This window comes from Providencia sp. PROV109, from assembly GCF_033681625.1.
Classification (GTDB): domain Bacteria; phylum Pseudomonadota; class Gammaproteobacteria; order Enterobacterales; family Enterobacteriaceae; genus Providencia; species Providencia hangzhouensis.
On sequence record NZ_CP096320.1, the window covers coordinates 4,605,210 to 4,630,689 of the forward strand.

The 25,480-nt window shown below is 42.9% G+C and carries 20 protein-coding genes; 5 read left to right on the forward strand and 15 right to left on the reverse strand.

Translation table 11 applies throughout. The features are described from left to right. Positions 1–145: 145 nt before the first annotated feature. The 4 genes from manD to M1F25_RS21485 all read left to right on the forward strand — a co-directional run bounded on the left by manD (position 146) and on the right by M1F25_RS21485 (position 5,347). Complete coding sequence (gene manD / locus M1F25_RS21470; protein ID WP_004906197.1) at positions 146–1,360, forward strand: D-mannonate dehydratase ManD; 1,215 nt, start codon at positions 146–148, stop codon at positions 1,358–1,360. Between the two features lie 24 nt (positions 1,361–1,384). After that, positions 1,385–2,407 carry a Zn-dependent oxidoreductase gene (locus M1F25_RS21475; protein WP_094961972.1) on the forward strand — a complete coding sequence of 341 codons (1,023 nt, stop codon included), beginning with the start codon at positions 1,385–1,387 and terminating at the stop codon, positions 2,405–2,407. Positions 2,408–2,469: 62 nt separating this feature from the next. Then, positions 2,470–3,879, forward strand: coding sequence for an MFS transporter (locus M1F25_RS21480; protein WP_004906200.1), 1,410 nt, complete (start codon positions 2,470–2,472; stop codon positions 3,877–3,879). After that, complete coding sequence (locus tag M1F25_RS21485) at positions 3,860–5,347, forward strand: mannitol dehydrogenase family protein (RefSeq protein ID WP_110592771.1); 1,488 nt, start codon at positions 3,860–3,862, stop codon at positions 5,345–5,347. Before M1F25_RS21480 ends, M1F25_RS21485 begins: the two co-directional genes overlap by 20 nt. Positions 5,348–5,408: 61 nt before the next feature. Here the strand turns inward: M1F25_RS21485 and M1F25_RS21490 are convergent, their stop codons facing one another. From M1F25_RS21490 to fdnG, 8 genes are all read right to left on the reverse strand, one after another. Further along, a complete protein-coding gene (locus M1F25_RS21490; protein ID WP_112308443.1) occupies positions 5,409–7,142 on the reverse strand; it encodes a nitrilase-related carbon-nitrogen hydrolase in 1,734 nt (577 codons plus the stop codon). A 202-nt stretch (positions 7,143–7,344) separates the two neighbouring features. Continuing rightward, a complete protein-coding gene (gene frc, locus M1F25_RS21495) occupies positions 7,345–8,601 on the reverse strand; it encodes a formyl-CoA transferase (protein ID WP_181488935.1) in 1,257 nt (418 codons plus the stop codon). Between the two features lie 75 nt (positions 8,602–8,676). Continuing rightward, the gene (gene yfdV, locus M1F25_RS21500) at positions 8,677–9,621 is read right to left on the reverse strand and encodes a transporter YfdV (protein WP_004906833.1); all 945 of its coding nucleotides are present in this window, start codon (positions 9,619–9,621) and stop codon (positions 8,677–8,679) included. Positions 9,622–9,726: 105 nt separating this feature from the next. Next, complete coding sequence (gene oxc, locus M1F25_RS21505) at positions 9,727–11,430, reverse strand: oxalyl-CoA decarboxylase (RefSeq protein WP_096863649.1); 1,704 nt, start codon at positions 11,428–11,430, stop codon at positions 9,727–9,729. 64 nt (positions 11,431–11,494) lie between these two features. Further along, a complete protein-coding gene (gene frc, locus M1F25_RS21510; RefSeq protein ID WP_004906213.1) occupies positions 11,495–12,745 on the reverse strand; it encodes a formyl-CoA transferase in 1,251 nt (416 codons plus the stop codon). A 656-nt stretch (positions 12,746–13,401) separates the two neighbouring features. Beyond that, positions 13,402–14,058 carry a formate dehydrogenase cytochrome b556 subunit gene (gene fdoI, locus M1F25_RS21515; RefSeq protein WP_094961977.1) on the reverse strand — a complete coding sequence of 219 codons (657 nt, stop codon included), beginning with the start codon at positions 14,056–14,058 and terminating at the stop codon, positions 13,402–13,404. After that, complete coding sequence (gene fdxH / locus M1F25_RS21520) at positions 14,055–14,999, reverse strand: formate dehydrogenase subunit beta (protein ID WP_136134575.1); 945 nt, start codon at positions 14,997–14,999, stop codon at positions 14,055–14,057. The genes fdoI and fdxH overlap by 4 nt, the downstream gene beginning before the upstream one ends. An 11-nt stretch (positions 15,000–15,010) precedes the next feature. Continuing rightward, complete coding sequence (fdnG, locus tag M1F25_RS21525) at positions 15,011–18,058, reverse strand: formate dehydrogenase-N subunit alpha (protein ID WP_094961978.1); 3,048 nt, start codon at positions 18,056–18,058, stop codon at positions 15,011–15,013. A 174-nt stretch (positions 18,059–18,232) separates the two neighbouring features. On the opposite strand from fdnG, the gene fdhD reads away from it, so the two are divergent. Further along, entirely contained in the window at positions 18,233–19,063 is an 831-nt protein-coding gene (fdhD, locus tag M1F25_RS21530) for a formate dehydrogenase accessory sulfurtransferase FdhD (RefSeq protein WP_094961979.1), read from the forward strand. A gap of 10 nt (positions 19,064–19,073) precedes the next feature. On the opposite strand, the gene M1F25_RS21535 is transcribed toward fdhD, so the two are convergent. The 7 genes from M1F25_RS21535 to rpmH form a co-directional block, all read right to left on the reverse strand. Then, a complete protein-coding gene (locus tag M1F25_RS21535) occupies positions 19,074–20,393 on the reverse strand; it encodes a type II toxin-antitoxin system HipA family toxin (protein WP_140172675.1) in 1,320 nt (439 codons plus the stop codon). After that, positions 20,393–20,650 carry a helix-turn-helix domain-containing protein gene (locus M1F25_RS21540; protein WP_036959176.1) on the reverse strand — a complete coding sequence of 86 codons (258 nt, stop codon included), beginning with the start codon at positions 20,648–20,650 and terminating at the stop codon, positions 20,393–20,395. Before M1F25_RS21540 ends, M1F25_RS21535 begins: the two co-directional genes overlap by 1 nt. A gap of 322 nt (positions 20,651–20,972) precedes the next feature. Further along, positions 20,973–22,337, reverse strand: coding sequence for a tRNA uridine-5-carboxymethylaminomethyl(34) synthesis GTPase MnmE (gene mnmE / locus M1F25_RS21545; RefSeq protein ID WP_004906223.1), 1,365 nt, complete (start codon positions 22,335–22,337; stop codon positions 20,973–20,975). Positions 22,338–22,438: 101 nt separating this feature from the next. Continuing rightward, a complete protein-coding gene (gene yidC, locus M1F25_RS21550; protein WP_004906225.1) occupies positions 22,439–24,088 on the reverse strand; it encodes a membrane protein insertase YidC in 1,650 nt (549 codons plus the stop codon). 2 nt (positions 24,089–24,090) lie between these two features. Further along, positions 24,091–24,351 (reverse strand): membrane protein insertion efficiency factor YidD, encoded by a 261-nt coding sequence (yidD, locus tag M1F25_RS21555; RefSeq protein ID WP_036959180.1) that lies wholly within the window; start codon positions 24,349–24,351, stop codon positions 24,091–24,093. Then, on the reverse strand, positions 24,315–24,674 hold the full coding sequence (gene rnpA, locus M1F25_RS21560) for a ribonuclease P protein component (protein WP_004906229.1): 360 nt from the start codon (positions 24,672–24,674) through the stop codon (positions 24,315–24,317). The genes yidD and rnpA overlap by 37 nt, the downstream gene beginning before the upstream one ends. A 21-nt stretch (positions 24,675–24,695) precedes the next feature. Further along, on the reverse strand, positions 24,696–24,839 hold the full coding sequence (gene rpmH, locus M1F25_RS21565) for a 50S ribosomal protein L34 (RefSeq protein ID WP_004906236.1): 144 nt from the start codon (positions 24,837–24,839) through the stop codon (positions 24,696–24,698). Between the last annotated feature and the right edge of the window lie 641 nt (positions 24,840–25,480).

Here is a 25,480-nt window from a genome sequence, read left to right on the forward strand (position 1 = left end):
CGTCTTTTTAGTCATTGTTTTTTAATTTACCGATTGATAGAGTGAAAAAAAGAAAATTTGGTTAACCAATAAATAAACCAGTTCGAGTGAAAAGAGGTAATTTGGTTGATCAGTTGGTTAACAAGTAATAGGGATTTAGGCCAAAATGAAAATCATAAAAGCAGAAGTCTTTGTATGTAGCCCCGGTCGTAATTTTGTCACATTAAAAATTACCACCGATGAAGGCATATATGGACTAGGTGATGCCACCCTTAACGGGAGAGAACTCTCAGTGGCATCCTATCTTCAAGATCACCTCTGTCCTCAGTTGATAGGCCGTGACCCACATAAAATTGAAGATATTTACCAGTTCTTCTATAAGGGAGCCTATTGGCGCAGAGGCCCAGTTACGATGTCCGCCATTTCTGCGATTGATATGGCACTGTGGGATATTAAAGGCAAAATTGCCAACCTTCCGGTCTATCAATTACTCGGTGGCGCTTCTCGTGAAGGAGTGATGGTTTATTGCCATACCACGGGTACCGATATTGCCGAAACACTAGATAACTACGCGAAATATAAAGAAAAAGGTTTTAAAGCGATCCGTGTGCAGTGCGGCATACCAGGAATGGCAACCACCTATGGGCAGAGCAAAGGAAAAAACCTTGCTTATGAACCTGCCACAAAAGGCCATCACCCTGAAGAGCAATTTTGGTCAACCGAAAAATACCTCGATTTTATGCCCAAACTGTTTGAAGCCGTTCGGGACAAATATGGCTTCAATGAGCACCTTCTACACGATATGCACCATCGCTTGACCCCTATTGAAGCAGCTCGCTTCGGTAAAAGTATTGAAGATTATCGATTATTTTGGATGGAAGACCCAACACCAGCGGAAAACCAAGCTTGTTTTAGATTAATTCGTCAACATACCGTCACCCCAATCGCTGTAGGTGAAGTTTTTAATAGCATTTGGGATTGTAAACAATTGATTGAAGAGCAACTCATCGATTATATCCGCACCACAATCACGCATGCTGGAGGGATCACGGGTATGCGCCGGATTGCTGATTTCGCTTCACTTTACCAAGTTAGAACCGGTTCTCATGGTCCATCTGACCTATCCCCAATTTGCCATGCTGCCGCCTTACACTTTGATCTATGGGTACCAAATTTCGGCGTTCAAGAGTTTATGGGCTACTCCGAAGAAATGTTGTCCGTATTTACGACCAACTGGACGTTCAACGATGGTTATATGCACCCAAGTGATAAGCCCGGTTTAGGTATCGATTTTGATGAAAAACTGGCAGCGAAATACCCGTACAACCCAGCTTATCTTCCAGTTGCTCGTCTCGAAGACGGCACGTTGTGGAACTGGTAATTTTTATTTTATTCGGAGTTAAATATGAAAGCTGTAAAATCGGTAGTAATTAAAGAACCTAATACATTATTGATTGAAGAGCGTTCAGTTCCTGAACCAACTGAAAATCAAGTACAAATAAAAGTCCGATTAGCCGGTATTTGTGGTTCTGACAGCCATATCTACCGTGGCCATAACCCATTTGCAAAATATCCACGAGTGATAGGTCATGAATTTTTCGGTGTCATTGAAAAAGTCGGTTCCAGCGTAGACAGTAAACGCATTGGTGAACGTGTCTCTATCGACCCTGTTCTCAGTTGTGGTCATTGCTACCCATGTTCAATTGGTAAACCAAATGTTTGCGAGACACTAGAAGTATTAGGCGTTCATACTGATGGCGGGTTCACTGAATATGTTAATGTCCCTGCGGCAAACGCTTATACCATTCCTGATTCAATCAGCGATGAATGTGCCGTTACCGTTGAACCATACTCTATTGCCGCCAACGTGACTTCGCATGTTCATCCAACTCAAGATGATGTCGCATTAGTCTATGGTGCGGGTACGATTGGGTTAACCTGCGCACAGGTTCTTAAAGGCGTTTATCAGGTCAAAACCTTAATTGTAGTTGACCGCGTGACTGAACGCTTAGCAAGAGCAAAAGATTGTGGCGCTGATATTGTCATTGATAATTCACAAACCCCACTACCAGAGCAACTCAAAGCACTGGGGCTCCGCCCAACGTTAGTACTTGATGCAGCTTGCCATCCCGCTATCTTACAAGAAGCCATCTTGATTGCTTCCCCTGCGGCAAGAGTTTCTATTATGGGCTTTTCAAGTGAAGCAAGTGCCGTTACACAGCAAAGTATTACCAGCAAAGAGATTTCATTGTTTTCTTCGCGCCTGAATGCCAAAAAATTCCCAGAAGTGATTAGCTGGATAGAATCTAAAAAAATTGACCCAACAAAAATCTTAACCCATCAGTTCCCATTCACTGAAGCGCAAGAGGCAATATTAACCTTTGAAAAAGACCAGAAGACCTGCTGTAAAATTCTTTTAACCTTTTAATTTAATTAAAAAAACTAAATCCGATTTTGGATACTACTCTACGTGATTAATAGGATAATAATATGAATACTCAGTCAATTGATCCATCAGGGAAAGTGGAACGCAGCTCTGGCGATCTGACCAAAGCTGCAGTTTCAGGCTGGCTAGGAACCGCTCTGGAGTTTATGGATTTCCAGCTTTACTCGTTAGGCGCAGCACTTGTTTTCCATGAAATATTTTTCCCTGAACAATCCGCTTCAATGGCATTAATTCTTGCTATGGGAACTTACGGTGCCGGATATGTCGCACGTATTGTTGGTGCGATTTTCTTTGGTCAAATGGGCGACCGAATCGGTCGTAAAAAAGTACTCTTTATCACCATCACCATGATGGGGGTGTGTACTACATTAATCGGGGTATTACCAACCTACGCACAGGTAGGTATCCTCGCACCGCTATTATTAGTTCTTTTGCGAATTATTCAAGGCCTAGGGGCAGGCGCTGAAATTTCAGGCGCAGGTACCATGCTGGCAGAATATGCACCAAAAGGCCGTCGCGGTATTGTGGCTTCACTCGTGGGTCTGGGGACAAACTGCGGCACATTAAGTGCCACTGCGATTTGGGCGGTTATGTTCTTCTGGTTAGACAAATCAGACTTGCTGGCGTGGGGCTGGCGTGTACCTTTCTTGGCAAGCTTCGTTGTGATGTTGTTTGCCGTGTGGTTACGACTGAATCTGAAAGAAAGCCCAGTATTTGAGAAAGTACAAAATACGGAAGAGCAAGAAGCCAAAGTTGCGGTACAAACGCCACCGAAAGAAAGTTTCTTTGCCATGTTTAAATCTAAAGCATTTTGGTTAGCAACTGGTATTCGTTTCGGTCAAGCGGGTAACTCTGGGTTAATTCAAACTTTCTTAGCGGGATATTTAGTTCAAAGCTTATTATTTGATAAAAGTATTCCAACTGATGCGATCATGATCAGCTCCGTTGTCGGTTTCCTGACCATTCCTGTGATTGGTCTACTATCTGATAAATTCGGGCGCCGTATTCCTTATATTATTCTTAGCTTATCTGCCATGTTGCTCGCCTATCCGATGTTATCTGTCATCGTCGATGGTGCGAACAGCGTTAGCTTAATTACCATCTGTATTATTATCGTTCATAACTGTTCAGTACTCGGATTATTTGCCTTAGAAAATATTACGATGGCTGAAATGTTCAACTCACGTAACCGTTTTACTGGTATGGCTGTGGCCAAAGAAATTGGTGGCTTAATTGCCTCTGGTTTAGGCCCAGTTCTAGCGGGTATTTTCTGTAGCATCACCGGAAGCTGGTGGCCAATTGCAATCATGATCATCATTTACTCTGCCATTTCATTAATCAGTGCCATTATCATGCCTGAAGTGAAAGATCGTGATTTAACCAGCACGTTGGATGCGGTTGAAGAGGCTGAACAACAAAAAGGTAAAGTGAAATATGCAACTGTCAACCAATAACCTAAACCAATTACCCGCCACAATCAAAGTACCAAGCTATGATAGGGAGCAGGTAAAGGTAAAAATGCTTCACTTAGGTTTCGGCGCGTTCCACCGCGCCCACCAAGCCATCTTTGCGGATATTTTAGCTACGGAACAGCAGAGTGATTGGGGCTTTTGTGAGGTCAATTTAGTCGGTGGCGAGCAACAAATTGAAGATTTACTCGCTCAAGACTGCCTTTATAACGTAGTTGAAATGCAAGGCGATAATTGGCAAACCCGTACTGTCGGTGTGGTAAAAGAAGCATTACACCCAACCATTCACGGAATTGATGCCGTTATCAATCGCATGTTAGACCCTAATATTGCCATCGTTTCCATGACGGTTACTGAAAAAGGTTATTGCTATGTGCCCGCGACAGGTTCGATTGATTTTGCGAACCCCGCTATTGCGCATGATTTAGCCTCACCAAATACCCCGAAATCACTACCGGGTCTGATTGTTGAAGCCTTAAAACGCCGTAAGGTACTGGGTATTACACCATTTACGGTCATGTCCTGTGACAATATGCCTGAAAATGGCCATATCACGAAAAATGTCATTTTAGCGATGGCTGCAAAACAGGATATTGAATTGGCCAATTGGATTGAAGCCAATGTCACCTTTCCATCTACCATGGTGGATAGAATTGTGCCTGCCATGACACCAGACACAGCGGAGAAAATTCAATCCCAGCTAGGCCCTGTCGTTGACAAAGTCGCCATTGCCTGTGAGCCATTTCGCCAATGGGTGATTGAAGACAATTTCGTCGCAGGTCGCCCCGAGTGGGAAAAAGCGGGCGCTCAGTTAGTCACGGATGTCGTTCCATTTGAAGAAATGAAGCTGCGCATGTTAAATGGTAGCCACTCTTTCCTTGCTTATTTAGGTTATTTGGCTGGTTACCAATATATTAATGAGTGCATGCAGGATAGCGCTTATGAAAAAGCCGCTTATCACTTGATGGTCAATGAGCAAGCACCAACGTTATCCATCAAAAATGTGGATTTACCAGCCTATGCTAATGCCCTGATTGAGCGTTTTAAAAATACGGGGTTGAAACATCGTACTTGGCAAATCGCGATGGATGGAACGTTGAAATTATCCCAACGTTTACTCGATTCTATCCAAATTCACTTGAAAAATGGCCAATCATTTGATTATTTAGCCTTAGCCGTTGCGGGATGGATGCGTTATGTCAGCGGAAAAGATGATCATGGCGCAGAAATTCAAGTCAGCGACCCACAGGCTGTAAAATTGGCTGAGCTGGTTGCAAACAGCACTGATGATGAAAGCCGTGTTCGCGCATTGCTGTCCCTCAACAGTTTGTTTACCGAAGAACTGGTTAATAATTCACTATTTACTGAAAAGGTGACTGCATTTTACCTTTCACTGCGTGATAACGGTGCCAAGAAAACCATTGAAGCACTCAACCACCAGCACACCCTGTAATAACATATTAGTAGGCGGGTTTCCCCCGCCTTTTTCACTCAAACTTCGCTTGAACTATAATCTACTGTGTTAGCGGCGGAAACCAAATAGCTTGCTGACCACTCACCAACCGTTCTTGGTTAATCCAAGTAAAAGGTGCGGGTACCTGAGCTTGCAAACGCACATCTTCAGCCCCTCTTTGTGCTGTCAATGTGGGAGTAAGGACAACAGGCTCTGGCCCATAAATAGCCGCTGACGTAGAATCACGCTCGTTTCGCCCGCCACAAACCACCCATAACTGGTTTAATGTAGCAATTGCATAAGGGATAAAATCGACACGCCCTGTTGGCGGCTCTTCAACCGAAAAAAGATGGCTATCAATTTCCACTTTTAAATCACATGGGATGCCCGCTGGTGCAGCAAGAATATCAGCACGTAACATACTGTATAATCCCCCTAATTCAGGAACGTCTAATTCATGTGCCGCCGCCAGTGCAATACGCCCAATTGGCGTTGCTGTCACACTCACAGCGCTACCCGCTGTTGCCCAGCCACTATCCCGTTCATTAAGATGTGTAACACGATAGCGGGCTAATATTTCCCCTGATGGGCCCGCAAGAATGACGGTGTGGAACACTTTATCAATCTCAATTTCAGGATAACTTCCAACAATATAGCCTTTTCCTTGATGAGCAGCCTGACACAGTGTTTGTTCAAATGCTCCCCCTTGCTTTTCAGCATGGGACAAAATAAGGTTCGGGTCATTCGTATAAGGAAGCGCAGAGAGCTCGGGTAAAACCAGCAATTCATTTTCTCCCACTTGAATTGCATCTAACTTAGAAATAGATTTTTCCCACTGAGCAGCAATAAGCGTCGTTTGTATTACTGTTTCTGTCGCATTGATATCTGTTGGGCTGCGGTGAAAAGCCAGTGTTGGGAAATATAATTCAGGGCGGCGCTTCGCGAGTAATGCATCACGTTGCTTATCTGCTTCGTCTAAATCAATCGTCGCACAGTATATGCCATTTAGCCCGGGTTCTAGTTCTAGCGGGCTAAGCACGGGAGATTGAGCCACTTTATGCCCTGATGGCGACCACACACTTGAGCCCCCATTATAGTAAAGCTGCCCTTTAGTAATTGGGTTAGTTTCAATTCCACTTCGGGTAGCACAAATAACCCACAACCCATTGAATGCGCTCATATGTTGTACATGCGCAACCGTTGAGTGGTCGCCCAACATTTCAGCAGGGGTGGCATTTGGCATCATTCGGTCGGATACTGAATGCCAACCAATGATTTGCGCCCCTTCTAATGCAGCTAATCGAACGTATTGCCAGTAGGTATCATCATAACAAATCAATAATGCGATACGGCCAATCGGTGTTTCAAAAGTTTTGACACCAGTATTGCCCGGTGCAAATACTTTTTGATCTTGAGAATTCAGGCCTATTTTACGATATTTACCAATAATACCTTCCGGCCCCATCAAAACGGCTGAATTATAGGCGAGCCCTGTTTCGCTATCTCGCTCCGCGATACCGACACTCATATACATTCCTGTTCGAGCCAATACAGGCAGTATTGCAGCAGTCGTTTTGCCAGGGATAGTATCTAAATAAGGTGCTAATTCCGTAGAGTCCGAAAATAAATAACCACTCACTGCCGTTTCTGGAAATACGGCATAATTTACCCCTTGAGTAGCCACTTTTTCTGTCGCTTCGACTAAACGTTGAATATTCCCATTTAAGTCTCCCCATGCAGGAATAAAATCAACGGCTGCGACCTTACTGCTTTTTTTTATTTCAGCAATACTCATACAATAATCCTTATTCAAAGAATTTATTAATAAAAAAATAAAAACTAAATAGGGAAAAATATTTCTATAATTCCAATTGATTGAGGTAGTAATCGCCTGAATTTAGCGGCTATATTTGAATATATCTAATATCTGAATATAGCCGCTAATATTAATTAGCTTTTTTAGAAAATCATATTAAGAGCGGGTTTAATATTATTAATTAAATAACATTATTTTTTTTCATTTCCATAATTTGTTCATCACTATAACCAAGCTCTTTTAATACTTCGCTATTATGTTCCCCAAGCAATGGAGCACTTTTAATTTCAGGGATAAACGCTGAAAATTTCATTGGGCAACCCACCGTTAAATATGAGCCTCGTTTTGGTTGTTGAACTTCGACAATCGAACCACTACGACGCAAAGAAGGGTCATCCATAATTTCTTTCATACTTAATACTGCAGAACATGGCACATCAAACTGATCAAAATAATCAGTTAGTGCATGTTTATCTTTGTCTTTAGCTATTTCTTCAATTGCATCCCATACATCTTGGATATGACTTGCACGTGCCTGTGTAGTGGCAAAAGCAGGATCGGTTTTCCATTCTGGGCGCCCAATAGCATCACAGGTATTTTCCCAATTATGGTCTTGATTAATAAAATAAATATAGGCATTTGGGTCAACATCGCTGCCTTTACATTTGAGCATCGTTCCCGGCTGGCCACCACCACTCGCATTCCCGCCACGAGGAACCGCATCACCAAATGTGCCATTTGGGTATTGAGGGTATTCCTCTAAGAAACCGAGTTTTTCTAAACGTTGTTGGTCACGTAATTTCACACGACATAAATTAAGCACCGCATCTTGCATTGACATAGTAACGCGTTGCCCTTTACCTGTTTTTTCACGGTGTAATAACGCCGTCAGTATGCCTATCAATAAATGCATACCCGTATTACTGTCCCCCAATGCCGCAGCACTTACGATCGGAGGGCCATCAGGAAAACCCGTCGTTGATGCTGAACCACCAGCAGATTGAGCAACATTTTCATAGGCTTTCACATTCGCATAGGGTGAATTCTCATTAAACCCTTTAATCGAGCCAAAAATTAATCGAGGATTGAGTTCTTGGATGTGCTCCCACGTAAACCCCATATGGTCGATAGCCCCCGGATGAAAATTTTCAACTAATACATCAGATTGACGTATTAGTTTCTCCATCACGGCTTTTCCCTCTAGCGTTTTGGTGTTGAGCTCTAAAGAGCGTTTGTTACTGTTTAACATCGTAAAATACAGCGCATCCACATCAGGGATATCTCGCAATTGATTACGTGTCACATCCCCAACGCCTGGGCGTTCAATTTTGATCACATCAGCACCGAACCAAGCAAGCATTTGTGTACATGACGGGCCTGACTGAACCCCAGTAAAATCAAGAACGCGTATCCCATCAAGCGGTTTTGAAGAAGTCATAATTCACCTTTTTACAAAACTGCCATGACGTCATTTCTCACGCCATGGCAACTCATTTTGCCCCATTGACTCTTTCTATGAAACGAGTCGAGAGATGTAGATCCACGCTGGAGCTGCGATGATAAAACCAAGTACACTCACCGCCAGCGACGCAGTTCCTGTCCGGGTATACAAATTAAAGCGACTTGCAATAATTATTCCAGAGAAAGCAGGTGGCAATGCCCCAGCTAATACCATCATTTGCAGTTGCTCTGTTCCCATATTAAACATCATACCCGCCAGTAACATTAACCCTGGCATTAAAACTAGCTTTAATAACGTGTTATAAACAATCTCACCATCGAACTCGAACTTATTAGCGGCTAATGTCAGACCGGCGGCAAATACCGCAACACCAGAGTTTGCTTTCGCAATTAAATCAAATGTTGGGTCCCAAACGGTAGGAATTTTCACACCAACCAATACCAGTGCGGTCGCAAGTACCGGAGCCCATACGACGGGTTCTTTAAAGGCGGATATTAATGCATCCATACCGCCACCACCCTTTTTCCCTTCCGCATCAGATGGGTTCAGTAGGAATAGGCCAATAGGGATTGTAATGGCATTAACGATGATGGAAATAATAGCGACAACTAACCCAGTTGAAACAGTTTCACCATAAATAGGGTCTAGAACCGCAAACCCTAAGAAACCAATTGTCGGAGAACCTGCAATTAATGCACATACCGCAGCTTCGCCACGACTATGTTTAAAAATATATTTACAGCTAAAGAAAGAGAAAAAGAAACAAACGAGCAAGACCACAAATGAAATAATAGTCAATTTAGCGTCTGCAAATATCATTTCTCGATTAGCGCGTGCGATAGAAACAAATAATGCAGCAGGTAATGCGTAATTTAATACCAACTTATTAAATGCTTTCGCTTGGTCACTGGTAAACACATTTCGTTTACCACTCACATAACCTAATACCATAATAATAATGATAGGTAATAGGTCGCTCATAAAAATCTTATACATAAAATCAGCCATAAGACCCACCTATTTTTGGCAATAAGACCCCGTACGCCACTCATTAAAAATGAGCCGCGTAGGGTTATCTTTGTTAGTTAACGTTATGCTGCGTTAATTTTTTACGACAGACTTCGGATTTAAATTACCAATATGGCCACTTTCCGTTCCAACTGCAGGGTCAATAACAACATTTATCAAAGTTGGATGACCCGATGCTAAACCGGCCCTCAAGGCTTCTTGTACCTCAGCAGGTGTTGTTGCTTGGTAGCCGATGCCACCAAAAGCCTCAATCATTTTGTCATAACGCGCTCCGCCCATTAAAACGGTAGGAGAAGGGTCTTGATCACCATGGAGGTTTACTCCATCACCACGGTAAATCCCACCATTATTGAAAATCAAAATAGTGACAGGCAATTTGTAGCGACAAATCGTTTCGATTTCCATACCACTAAAGCCAAAAGCACTATCGCCTTCAATCGCCACAACAGGCTTACCACTTGTTACAGCGGCTCCCACTGCATAACCCATTCCGACCCCCATAACGCCCCATGTTCCACAATCTAAGCGTTTACGTGGTTGGTACATATCAATAATATTTCGCCCATTATCAAGCGTGTTAGCGCCTTCATTGACGACATAAACATCTTGGTGATCGACCAGCACATCACGGATTGCACGTAATGCGTTGAAGTAATTCATCGGGGAAGTGTCAGTGTTTAACTTAACTGCCATTTTCTCGACATTGATTTTCTTGTGCTCATCAATACTGACAATCCATTCTGTTGGAGATTTAACAGGGGTTGATTTAAGTCCTGCCAATAATGACTCAATACTGGAGTAAATATCACCAACAACTGGGGCCGCTATTGGGCGGTTACTATCAATTTCGGAAGGTTCAATATCTAACTGAATAAATTGCGTTTCTGGTGACCAATGCTTACCTTTACCATGGTCAAGTAACCAGTTAAGACGTGCTCCCATTAATACCACAACATCTGCACTGGATAAGGCAAATGAGCGAGCTGATGCGGCTGATAGGGGATGTGTATCTGGCAGCAGCCCCTTAGCCATTGACATCGGTAAATAAGGGATACCGGTTGTTTCAATAAATTGACGAATATTGTCATCCGCTTGGGCATAAGCTGCACCTTTACCCAAAATAATTAATGGTCGCTTAGCCGAGGCGAGCAACTTAAGGGCTTTATTCACTGAATCTGGTGATGGAATTTGTCTTGGTGCAGGGTCTTCAACTGTAAAAATGGTTTTATCCGCTGCGTCCTTGTCCATCACGGCAGACAACACTTCCGTTGTTAAATCAAGATAAACCCCACCAGGACGACCTGATACCGAAGCTCGGATTGCCCGGGCTAGTGCGATACCAAGATCCTCAGGTTTATTCACACGATAAGACGCTTTTACAAAGGGTTTTGCCGTGTTCATTTGGTCTAACTCTTCGTAATCACCCTGCTGCAAATCAATTATCGCTCTGTCGCTTGAGCCACTGATTTGAATCATTGGAAAACCATTGGTCGTTGCATTAGCAAGAGCAACCATACCATTCAAGAAACCCGGCGCCGAAACCGTTAAACAGATACCCGGTTTTTGGGTAATAAAACCACTGATTGCAGCTGCGTTACCCGCAGATTGCTCATGGCGGAAACCAATATAGCGAATACCTTCAGCTTGCGCATGCCTTGCCATGTCAGTCACTGGAATTCCAACAACACCGTAGATTGTATCAATGCCATTTTTTTTAAGTGCATCGACAATAATATGCATACCATCAGTCAGGTTTTGGGTTTGATCAGCAGACATGTCTACCTCATAAATAACTGATTAAAAGATTAAATGGAGTGATTTCTCACCCCAATATTTAAAATTAGATCGCTTTGTTCGCTCGCATAGTCGCAATTTCATCTGCGCTATAGCCTAACTCAGTTAGGACTTGCTCTGTATGCTCACCCAACAATGGTGCGCTTTTGATATCGGGTGTAAATGAGGAGAATTTCATCGGGCAACCCACCGTCAAGTAAGTCCCGCGTTTTGGCTGCTCAACTTCAACAATACTTCCGCTCTTACGCAGAGATTGGTCTCGTGCTATTTCACGCATACTGAGTACAGGAGCACAAGGTACACCGTATTTACTTAAATACTCGACCGCTTCATGTTTGTCTTTATCCGCTAAGAATTTTTCAATTTCAGCAAAAATATCAAAGATATGAGGTTGACGAGCCTTTGGTGTATTGTAAGCGGGGTCAGTTGCCCATTCAGGCTTACCAATAGCGATACAGGTTTGCTCCCAGTCCTGCTCTTGGATAGTAAAATAAATATAAGCATTTGGGTCAGTTTCCCAGCCTTTACATTTTAAGATCCAGCCAGGCTGGCCACCACCGCCAGCATTACCGCCACGAGGAACTGCATCACCAAATGTGCCATTTGGGTATTGTGGATATTCTTCAAGGTAGCCAATTTTCTCTAAACGTTGCTGGTCACGAAGTTTGACACGGCACAAGTTGAGTACGGCATCTTGCATCGACATAGTCACTCGCTGGCCTTTTCCTGTTTTCTCGCGATGTAATAACGCTGCGAGTAAGCCAATGAGCAAGTGCATACCTGTATTACTATCACCTAATGCTGCGGCGCTCACTAATGGTGGGCCGTCCCAAAACCCTGTGGTTGATGCGGCACCACCTGCGGCTTGGGCAACGTTTTCATAAGCTTTAACATCTGCATAAGGAGAGTCTTCATCAAAACCTTTGATGGAACCGAAAATCAAACGAGGATTTAATTCTTGAATGTGTTCCCAAGTGAAGCCCATATGGTCAATTGCACCTGGATGGAAGTTCTCAACGAGGACGTCGGCTTGCTTAATCAGCCGCTCCATAACCTCTTTACCTTCTGGCGTTTTTGTATTTAATTCCACTGATCGCTTATTACTATTAAGCATCGTGAAATACAGCGCATCCACATCAGGTATATCCCTTAATTGGTTACGCGTGACATCTCCAACTCCAGGGCGCTCAATCTTAATAACATCTGCGCCGAACCACGCTAACATTTGAGTACAAGATGGTCCTGATTGTACACCGGTGAAATCCAGTACTTTAATACCTTGTAAAGGAAGATCCATGTGGTACCTCTTTATTTAGCTATCGTAAATGGAATGAATTAGGGTTCTATTATTTAGCTGTGTTAAAAAGATATTTGAATATATGACTATTTTTATATTTATTAATAATTACATTACTCTTTTTATTAAATAATATCACCAATGTCCAGCAATTAATTCTTTTAATATATATGCATTATAACATTCTTAAAAAAAACAAATATCAGAACATTAGTTTACTTTTAAATTAAAATAAAAAACAAAGTCTCGAATTAATCAGCAGTGACCATTTAAGATAGACCTTTATTGATCTAATATCAATATTCAATAGCTATTCACAAAAAAACAACAATCACAAAAATAGTTTATTATCAATAAATTAAAGGGTTGATGTCTTTTTTTTACATAATATAAAAACGAATAAATGTTTATTTGTTTATTATTGGTTTAAAAAAATTGTAAATCATACGCGAAATAAGAGCATCTTTATTTGATGTGTATTTTTTTATTAATCTTATTTTGATTAACTATAATGATAATAAATCGCAAACAGGTCATCAAATAAATATATCTAATTTTATTTCTTTCAAATAAATTGAATGTTTATATTTTTTAGATATAAAAAACCCACAAATAACATTAGTCATTTGTGGGTTTGATAACAACAATAATAAAACTTAGTTTTTCTCTTGTTGCTGTTTTTGCTGTTTTTCTTTTTCCAAAAGCTGGCGGTACCACAATGGATGGTGTTTTCTAGCCCAACCACGAGTCACCCAACCTTCAACCATCGCACGTACTGAACCTTTCACCCAAATCGCTGCATAAGCGTGAACCACAATCATGATGATCAACGCAATCGCAGAGAGCGAGTGAATAAGAATCGCTGCACGATAAACAGGGATTGGGAAGTAATCTGCAAAATAAGGGCGCCACATAATCACTCCCGTGACCACCAGCGCTAATAAGCAGATAGTGACAACCCAATACACCCCTTTCTGACCGAGGTTATATTGGCCGACATCGCCCGCCTCTTCGTTTTTCAGTACTTTGCCGATATTTTTTGCCCACTTGATATCTTCTTTATTAATGAAGTTATGATGGAAATAGCGGAAGAACATAAATACGAACAGCAAGAACATCGCCGTACCCACAAATGGATGCAAAATTCGCGACAGTTGTGGCGTACCTAAAATGTTCATAAACCAGTTTAGTGAAGGGAAAAAGAACCCTAATCCACTGATTGCCGTGAACAAAAAGCAAATCACAACCGCCCAGTGATTGATCCTTTCAATCGGTTTATGGCGAATAATTTTGTCGTTATCATCTGGCATCATTTCTGATCCTCCCCTTCTTTTGATTTCGAAGTGTCAGATGACATTGCATTATGCAAATCTTCTAAAGCCTCTTCTTCATCTTTTTTGGAGACGCGGTTTGGACCAATTCCCACATAGTGGAAGATGGCCGCCGCAAATGTTGCAGCAAAACCAACCGCTGCTAACGGTTTCCAGATACCTTTCCAGAAAGTCACTGTTGGGCTGATTGTCGGGTTTTCTGGTAATCCGTGATACAACTGAGGTTTATCTGCATGGTGCAGAACGTACATCACGTGCGTACCACCAACGCCCTCTGGGTCATATAAACCTGCATTCGCATAACCACGGGTTTTCAGCTCTTCAACACGCTCACCAGCCATGTTAATCATGTCTTCTTTGCTACCGAAGTGGATAGCACCCGTTGGACATGTTTTCACACATGCAGGTTCTTGACCGACTTCAACACGGTCAACACACAGCGTACATTTGTATGCGCGGTTATCTTCTGAGTTAATACGTGGTACATCAAACGGGCAACCCGCAATACAATAACCACAACCAATACAGTGTTCCGATTGGAAGTCAACGATACCGTTTTTGTACTGTACTATCGCGCCTTCCGAAGGGCACGCCTTCAGACAACCCGGGTCAGCACAGTGCATACAACCATCTTTACGGATCAGCCATTCAAATTTATCGTTCTCTTCCACTTCAGAGAAGCGCATTACCGTCCATGACTTAGCGGTTAAATCTGTTGGGTTATCATATACACCAACGTTAGTCCCGATCTTGTCACGGATATCGTTCCATTCGGAACAGGCGACCTGACAAGCTTTACAGCCGATACAGGTCGTCACATCGATAAGCTTTGCAACTTCTTCCTTATAATCCCGCACCTGAGGTGCGGGAGTCAGGGAATTGGTGGCAGAGCGACGAATAATGTCCTGAGATTGCATTGACATAATTTATCTCCTTACACCTTTTCCACATTGACAAGGAACGATTTAAATTCCGGTGTCTGAGTATTCGCATCACCGACAAACGGCGTTAACGTGTTCGCGATAAAGCCTTTCACAGCCAAACCTTCAAAGCCCCAGTGAATAGGAATACCGATTGTATCGATATCTTTACCTGCCACTTTCAGCGTATGAATACGTTTGGTGACCACGGCTTTCGCTTTGATATAACCGCGTTTAGAGCTGACTTTCACCGTATCGCCTTGTTTAATACCTTTTTCATTCGCCAGACGCTCACCAATTTCAATGAACTGCTGTGGCTGAATGATGGCATTTAGCAAAGCATGTTTTGTCCAATAGTGGAAATGTTCAGTCAAGCGATAAGTGGTTCCCACATAAGGGAATTCTGTCGCTTTACCCATTTGGGCCCAGTCGTCTTTAAACACACGAGCCGCAGGGTTTGACACAACTTTCGGGTGCAGTGGATTGGTATCCAATGGCGTTTCAATTGGTTCATAGTGCTCTGGGAATGGGCCTTCGGCCATTTTATCCAGTGCGAATAGACGCCCCATACCTTCCGGTTGCATGATAAACGGACCAACACCACTTCCCGGCGCGGCATTGCTATAGTCAGGAATATCCATTCCTATCCATTTGCTACCATTCCACTCGAGGATTTGGCGTTTTGGATCCCATGGTTTACCCATTGGGTCTGCTGATGCACGGTTATAAATCACACGGCGGTTCAGAGGCCACGCCCATGCCCAACCTAATGTATTCCCCAGACCTGTTGGGTCAGAGTTATCACGGTTAGCCATTTGGTTGCCTTTTGGCGTCCAGCTACCTGTAAATATCCAGCAGCCACTCGCGGTGGTACCGTCATCACGTAACTGTGCAAACGAGCTCAGCAACTCACCTTTTTTCGCAATAACGTTGCCATCAGCATCTTTCAAGTCAACTAAAGCATAGCCATTGTTTTCTTGAGCAACTTCTTCTGGTGTTGGGTTATCGCGGTCGAAGTAATTCCAAGTCATACTTAGAACTTGTTCAGGTACCGCACCGCCTTCAGAGGCATACAGTTGGCGTAAACGGTGGAAAATACCAGACAGGATTTCACCATCACTGATAGCTTCACCTGGGGCATCCGCACCTTTCCAGTGCCACTGTAACCAACGTGCCGAGTTCACAATCGAACCATTTTCTTCAGCAAAACAGCAAGATGGCAGACGGAATACGGTAGTTTGAATTTCTGCCGGGTTCACATCATTCATTTCGCCGTGGTTTTGCCAGAAATTCGACGTTTCGGTGTTCAGCGGGTCAACGGTGATTAAATACTTCAGCTTAGAAAGCGATTTAATAACTTTGTTTTTATTCGGGAATGAAGCTACTGGGTTAAAGCCTTGGCAGATATAGCCATTCACTTCCCCTTTATCCATCATTTCGAAATAACGCAGTACATCGTAGCCTTGATCCCATTTCGGTAATAAATCAAAGCCCCAATTATTTTCTTTCTGCGCTTTATCGCCATAGAACGTCTTCATCAAACTAACAAAGAATTTCGGGTAGTTACCCCAATAGTTTACCTGGCCTTCAACCGTCGCTTTTGGCGTGTTTGCAGCTAAGTAACTTTCTAATGTCGTTTGTTTTTCTGATGGTAAGGTCAAATAACCCGGCAAGCTTTGTGACAATAAGCCTAAGTCAGTCAAGCCTTGGATATTGGAGTGTCCACGCAGGGCATTTACACCACCGCCTAACATCCCCATATTACCCAGCAGTAATTGGATCATCGCCATGGTACGGATATTTTGCGCACCCACGGTATGTTGAGTCCAACCTAATGCGTATAAGAACGAGGCTGTTTTATCTTTAGCACTGGTTTCAGCCAAATACTCACAAACTTGTAGGAAGTCTTTGATCGGCGTACCACAGATATTATTCACCACTTCAGGTGTATAACGGCTGACGTGCTCTTTTAATAGGTTTAACACACAGCGTGGGTGTTTCAGAGTCGGATCGCGCAGCGCAAGGCCGTTTTCATCCATCTCATAGTTCCACGTGGTTTTGTCGTATTGACGTTTTTCTTCGTCATAACCTGTGAACAAGCCGTCATCAAAACCATAATCTTCACGAATAACTAAACTGGCGTTGGTATACGCTTCCACGTATTCACGCTGAATTTTTTCATTATCCAGTAAGTATTTGATAACACCTGATAAGAACGCGATATCTGTACCAGAACGGATAGGCGTGTAAAAATCCGCCACTGCCGCAGTACGGGTAAAGCGTGGGTCAATCACAATTAATTTGGCTTTATTATGGATTTTAGCTTCCATCGCCCAGCGGAAACCGACTGGATGCGCTTCTGCCGCATTACCACCCATAACGACAACTAGGTTTGCATTTTTAATGTCAACCCAGTGGTTGGTCATCGCACCGCGACCAAATGTTGGAGCAAGACTTGCTACCGTTGGTCCGTGTCAGACACGCGCTTGGTTATCGACGGCAAGCATGCCGAGAGCGCGGGTAAATTTTTGTGTTACAAATCCACTTTCGTTACTACCAGCCGATGCACACAGCATACCAGTGGTCAGCCAACGGTTAACGGTGACACCCTCTTTATTTTTCTCAATAAAGTTCGCATCACGGTCTTCTTTCATTAACTTAGCGATACGGTCAAACGCGTCGTTCCACGTGATACGTTTCCACTCATTGGTACCCGGCTCACGCACTTCTGGGTATTTCAAGCGGCTTTCACTGTGGATGAAATCGATAAGTCCAGCACCTTTCGGACAAAGTGCACCACGGTTTACCGGATGATCCGGGTCCCCTTCAATATGGAAAATGCTCTCTTTTGCATTTTTCGCGCCATCACCGAGGCTGTACATTAACAGCCCACAGCCGACAGAACAGTAGGTACAGGTATTTCTGGTTTCCTTCGCACGCAGTAATTTATACTGGCGCGTTGACGCTAACGCGGTAGCGGGTGCAAAACCCAAAGCCGCTGCAGTCGTACCTGCCATACCGCCAGCGCAGATCTTAAAGAACTGCCTTCTGCTGACTTGCATGGGGATCTCCTCATTTACATTGCTCATGTTTACCTAACGTCAATCGCGATAATCAGGTAAACTGTTCTTATTCAACGTCTTCCTTACGTATCCAGGTTCATTGCCTGGCAAATGGTGTAAATTCTTTTTACCCATAATTAATATTATGTATCATTAATGCTAGGAATTCATCTAATGTATGAAACAAATACTACAAATGACTCCAAATTAATCAAAATGATTGGCTTAAACCAAACAACCGTGCAACAAAAAGGCAACCTTAATTTACCCGTTAATGATTATGTTGCGGAGGAATATCCTGTTGCTTTAGTCTTCAATGGCATATCTCACGTAGTGATGATGGCGACGCCAAAAGATTTGGCGGATTTTGCTATCGGGTTCGCCCTTTCGGAAGGAATAATACAGTCAGGTGATGAAATTCGTGGAATTGATATCGTTGAAGGCTGCAACCGCGGAATTGAAGTACAAGTTGAATTATCTAGCCGCCGGTTTATGGAGTTAAAAGAACGTCGTCGTAATCTAGCGGGGCGTACAGGCTGTGGTATTTGTGGAACAGAACAACTTGAAGAAATTTTCAAACCTATCACCCCGCTACCTTTTACCCAGACCTTTTCTCTCTCGCACCTCGATAATGCATTACATGAATTGAAAAAAGTGCAAGAAATTGGCGCATTAACGGGCTGTACCCATGCGGCCGCATGGATTTCACCAGAAGGGCAATTAGTCGGTGGATGCGAAGATGTCGGTCGCCATGTTGCACTCGATAAACTTTTGGGTATGAAACATCGCAACCAATGGCAACAAGGTGCAGTACTGGTTTCTAGCCGTGCCAGCTATGAAATGGTGCAAAAGGCAGCCAGTTGTGGCGCTGAAATTTTATTTGCCGTTTCTGCTGCCACCGCGCTTGCTATTGAGGTAGCAGAGAAAGCCAACTTAACGTTAGTTGGATTCTGTCGTCAGGGGAAAGCGACAGTGTTTACGCACGGGAGTCGAATTAAAGATTAAAGGGGCATAATTAGTCCCAGCCTTTATTTAATCTCGCTGCTTTGTGATGTAATCCGGATAGAATTGAGTCTGCGATATGCTCAGGGAAATCTGTGGGTAATTGTTCTCTCACTTTCTTAATAACACTTTCCATTTGCTCACCAAATTCAATTAAGATTTTTTCCATCTCAGCACGATCAAATCCAACGGCTTTGGCCGTTGAAAAAAAATGTCTTGGGAAAATTTGCTCTATATTGTATTTCATCCCCCTTGTTCCCTTCAGCCCCATAGCCAATTTGGCATCTCTAGGGTTAATTCCCCTCCCCCCATAACTAGGATACATGGACAAAATATCGTAAAAAGGTGTTAACTGATAACGGCCTTCAGGTTCAATAAATAATGAAAAATTTTTAGCATGGCCATCCGTCGCTGCAAGTAACCAAAACAAAACCTGGCTCTTCATAAACTGATATCTATCTTTCTCCGCATTTATTGAACCTAATAAGTAATTCATAATTTCAGAAATACCCGGTCCACCATGATTTTGATATTTTCTTGCCGGTGAAATATTCAATGTTTGACAAAAATCTTCTTGTGGTAAACGCATAATCCACGAGGAATCAGAAGAATATTTACGGTCAAAACGTTCAACCGCTAACGCCTTTATTTCACCTACATTTAAAATAAAGCTATAGGGCACATCTAGGCCAAACTCTTTTGCTATCAATAAACATAAATATTCATTTTCTACACTATCCGACATATCTATCGAATAAGAATGGCTTTCTATTTTACCAATGGGAAGTTTAATAATATGGGTAGTTGGAGTCGCATTCTGAGGTAAGCACCAATGCCCATCTAAATAGAGTAATGCGGTTTTCTCTTGAGCGCCCGCAAGTGAGATCCTAAAGTCATCTTCATCTTCAATCATGCCTAAAGGTGCATTCGCTTTATACCCTGTTAATATTTTTTCTAGTTGCTTATTAGATAAGGGTTTATATTCAATTTTTCTGATATTACTGACTCTTTGCCCATCTAGAATGAGTTGTAAAGCCCCCACACTATCCTGGCCAATCTTAGATAATAAATCGAAAGGTTGATTTGAATCCGCTTGATAACGACTAACAATTCGATTCCGTATCTCAATATTGTCCGGTAGGAGATTATCAAAAAAATTATAAACTTCGTCTCCTCGATATTCTTGGTGCCTAAGTGGCATTGATAAAGAAATAGGTCGAGCACCTGATGTTTCCAACCAGTGACTATTATAAGTAAATTGGTGAGCACCAGTACTTGAACGAATCAAATCCCCAACCAAGTAACCATTCATGTATACATGCAAAGTCGCCATCACCACTCCTCCTTCCATCCGGAGTCTGAATTTGATGAGCCGCTTTCATTTCGCGGTTTAATATCAAGTTCTAAATTGAGGGCAGATAAAATCTTAAAAAAGGTTTCTAATTTGGTAGAGTCAGGAGAGAGTTCAAAGCTAGAAACAGTATCTTGCCGAATACCTACTTTGCTAGCGACTTTGCTTTGAGATAACTTTTTCGTCTCTCTGACATCCTTCATATAAGCACTAAGTTGTCGGGTATTCGTCACTTTCATTTTAAAACCTACCTTATTTTTCACCCTAACAATATTTACACGCTATAACCGGTAAACATTATATTACACGCTATAGCCGGTAATATCAAGATTACACGCTATAGGAGGTAAACCATAAATTACACGCTATAGCGTGTGAAAAATATATTAATAAGTATGGCCCACAAAACAGTCGGTGCCATACCTTAGCAAGGTAAAGCTTATATATTACTTGGTTGCTAGAACTTAATAGAGAATTAAGGCAGGAAAAATGGAGGGGACTACCGATAAAGCAAACCTACACGTAATACCGTGTAGGTTATAGACGATAGATGATACCGTATCACTTCCCAATACAAAAACTTGAGAAAATACGGCCTAATAAATCATCAGAAGTAAATTCACCCGTGATTTCGCTAAGTTCCTGCTGAGCTAAACGTAATTCCTCCGCCAGTAACTCACCGGAGCGAGCATTCACTAACTGGTCATAGCCCTGTTCAAGGTGAACGGCTGCTGCATTCAGTGCTTGTAAATGACGACTACGAGCAAGGAAACCACCTTCTGTATTACTGTTAAAGCCAATGGCTTCTTTTAGGTGATCGCGCAACAAATCAATGCCTTTTTCTTCGCGCGCAGACAAGCGAATTAACGGATAACGGGTATTATCAATAAACTCAACCGGTTCGCCTGTCATATCTGCTTTGTTACGAATGACGGTGACCGGAAGTTCATCAGGTAAACGCGCCATAAATTCAGGCCAAATCTCTTGCGGCTCTGTAGCATTGGTTGTGGTGCTATCTACCATAAACAGCACATGGTCCGCTTGTTCGATTTCTTTCCAAGCACGCTCAATACCAATTCGCTCCACTTCATCACTGGCTTCACGTAAGCCTGCGGTATCAATGATATGCAATGGCATACCATCAATATGAATATGTTCACGTAACACATCACGCGTCGTTCCCGCAATATCCGTCACAATCGCAGCTTCACGGCCCGCCAATGCATTTAGCAAGCTCGATTTTCCTGCATTTGGGCGCCCAGCAATAACCACCTTCATGCCTTCACGCAATAAACTGCCTTGGCGTGCTTGGGAGCGAACTTGTTCTAAATCTGCCACGACTTCGTTGAGTTTAGCTTCAATTTTGCCATCAGACAGAAAATCGATTTCTTCATCTGGGAAATCGATGGCGGCTTCCACATAGATGCGCAAGTGAGTGAGTGCTTCCACCAATTGGTGAATATGGGAAGAAAAAGCCCCTTGTAACGAATTCATCGCTGAACGTGCCGCTTGCTCTGAACTCGCATCAATCAAGTCAGCAATCGCCTCAGCTTGCGCTAAATCGAGCTTATCATTTAAAAATGCACGTTCAGAAAACTCACCTGGATTCGCGATACGAATGCCATCAATCGTTAATATTCTTCTTAACAATAAATCAAGAATAACAGGGCCACCGTGTCCTTGTAACTCAAGGACATCTTCTCCCGTAAATGAATTTGGTCCAGGGAAGTAAAGCGCAATACCTTGGTCAAGAACAGAGCCTTCCTCATCACGAAATGGCAGATAATCCGCATAACGTGGTTTAGGGAGTTTTCCTAGCACGATTTCAGCAACTTGTGCCGCTTTCGGGCCAGATACACGTAAAATACCGACACCACCACGACCGGGAGGTGTTGCCTGTGCGACGATAGTATCGTTGATTTGCATGATGTTTCTCTGTCATTCCTATAAAAAAATTAAGGCGGTCATTAAATGGCCGCCTTAATATTATATCGATAGCTGAGCAGAAGGCTCACCTAAAATTCAATTTATTTCTTTTCTTTCTTATCGCGACTATGCAGACCACGTTTTTCCAGACCACGGTAAATCACTTGTTGCTGGATGATGGTGACTAAGTTACTCACGATATAATACAGAACCAGACCTGATGGGAACCACAGGAAGAAGATAGTGAACACGACTGGCATGTACGTCATAATCTTCTGCTGCATTGGATCAGTCACAGCGGTCGGTGACATTTTCTGAATCACAAACATTGTCACACCCATCAATACAGGCAGGATGTAGTACGGGTCTTGTGCAGACAAGTCTTGAATCCAACCAAAGAACGGTGCGTGGCGCAGTTCAACAGAACCCATCAACATATAGTAAAGTGCAAGGAAGATAGGCATTTGAATCAGCAGAGGTAAACAGCCACCCAGTGGGTTTACTTTTTCTGCTTTATACATCGCCATCATTTCTTGGCTCATACGTTGTTTGTCATCACCAATACGCTCACGCATTGCAGCCAGTTTTGGTTGCAGTAAACGCATTTTCGCCATCGAGGTGTACTGTGCTTTAGTCAGCGGGTACATAATACCACGAACGATAAAGGTAATAACGATGATGGCAATACCCCAGTTACCCACAAAACCGTGAATGAATTTCAGCAGTTTAAACAGTGGCTGAGAGATAAACCATAACCAACCATAATCAACGGTTAAGTCTAAATGTGGTGCAACTGCGGCCATTTCAGACTGAATTTCAGGACCAACCCATAATGTTGATGAATAAGTACCTGCACCATTAGCTGCGATAGTCATTGGTTCACTCTTATAACCAATGATGGCAGACTTTTTATCTAGGTCGATGGTATAGAAAGTGCTCTTTTCTGCACTTGCAGGGATCCACGCCGTTGCAAAATATTGTTGCAACATTGCCACCCAGCCACCTTTAGTGGTCAAGTCGAGGTTTTTATCTTCGATGTCACCAAAGCTATATTTTTTATAGTTGTTTTCATCAGAAGAATACGCCGCACCACGATAAGTATGCAGAGCAAAGTTACTGCTACCGGTATCACGCTCTTTTGGTAACTCGATAGTTTGTTTTAACTGACCGAAGAAAGCGAGACTCAGTGGTTGAGCTGTTGGATTTTGAATACTGTATTCAACTTCAACAGTATATTGGCCACGTTTTACAATGTACGTTTTCTGATACACAACACCGTTGTTATCAGTAAATGTCATTGGTACGCGCAAGACGTCTTGGCCTTTCTCTAATGTGAAAGTTGTAGAATCTGCGCTATACAGCGGACGTTCGCCATTATTATTTGCTGGGTTGTCTGGGCCATGAAGACCAATCAAACCACTTTGTGCCTGGTAGACAAAACCTGGGTTAGTTTCCAGTAAACGGAAAGGGCTTTCCGAATGAAGGGTCGCAGGATAGGCTAACAGGTCAGCCTCATCGATATCACCACCACGAGTATTGATGCGAATATCCAGTACATCAGTCTTGACTGTGATGAGCTTACCTTGCCCACTGCCAGTTACGGCTTGAGCATCACTGCTTGGCATATCCGCTTGTTGCGAAGTTTGAACAGTTTTAACGTCCTGAGCAACTTTATCGCTCTCCCAGGCCTGCCAAACTAAGAACGACACGAACAACAAAGCGATGAGTAGAAGATTGCGTTGCGAATCCATCGTTATAATTCTCTATTATCATCAGTTTTTCTAGGTGGGACAGGATCATCTCCACCAGCGTGTAAAGGGTGGCATTTTAATACGCGTTTCGCCGTTAACCAACTCCCTTTTAGCATACCAAACCTGCGCAATGCCTCAATTCCGTAATTTGAACAAGTAGGATTGAAGCGACAACGAGGCCCTAACAACGGGCTAATAGCCAGTTGGTAGCCTCTGATCAGCATGATCAGGATTTTTGAGCCAAGCGACGGTGACGACGCCATAACTTATCCAATGCTTCCGTGATCTGTTGATTGTCCAGATTAGCGACCCCTTTCCTTACCAATACCACAAAATCCATTGAAGGCAACTCATGTTGATGCAGACGAAAATATTCACGCGCTAACCGTTTAATACGATTTCGCTCATGAGCTCGTTTAACATTTTTTTTGGCGATGGTAAGACCGATGCGGGGATGCCCCAGCTCGTTTAGGCGACCAAGGATTGTTATCTCTGGGGAACTCGCCCTCTGCGGCTGCTTAAAGACATTATCGAAATGCCTGGGAGTTAACAAACGTAACTCCCGGGTAAAAGCGAGCGTAACCACTTGAATAGAGGGCTAGCTTTATTACTTAGATGAAACGGTCAGACGAGCGCGGCCTTTAGCACGACGGCGAGCCAGAACCTGACGACCATTTTTAGTGGCCATACGAGCACGGAAACCGTGTGAACGGTTGCGCTTCAGTACGGACGGTTGAAAAGTGCGTTTCATAACGATTTCTACCTAACTTTTAAATTTATTACTGATTCAGTAAACGCGTTGGCAACCAGTGGAAACTGATTTACACCTGTGCCTCTATCGCAACAATATAGAAAGAGGCAGGATTGTAATAAAACATAGGGGGTCACGTCAATGAAATGACGCAATCAAACCACTTTTATTTATAGCCTGGCTGACCGGTTTGCCGACATATGTTGTGACAGCCGACGAATGATTACATCCGCATACTGGCTGAAAACCTGCTTTTGCCCCCGCCCTGCCTAACATTAACGTTAAAATAGAGCGATATAGCCCAACAAGTTTACCTCAGTTTCGTGTAAAAATCACATCAGTACTGTACACAGGGAGGAAGATTATACGGACTCCGCCCCAAAGCGCAAGGATCTTCAAGAGATCTAAAAATATTTTTTGATCATACAGAATATTTACCGTAAATCGTCTAAAGTTATCCCCAGCATGTGGAAAAATGACAGCAAATTAAGATAACCCGGTCTATTTCTTCTTTATAACGGGTGCCTTATCACATTTACCTGTGGATAAAAAGCATAAAAACTGTGTAAAAGAATGGAGATCTCTGACTAATTTTGCGGTATGATCGCAGGTCTATTTCTGATCTAACGATCGGCAATATG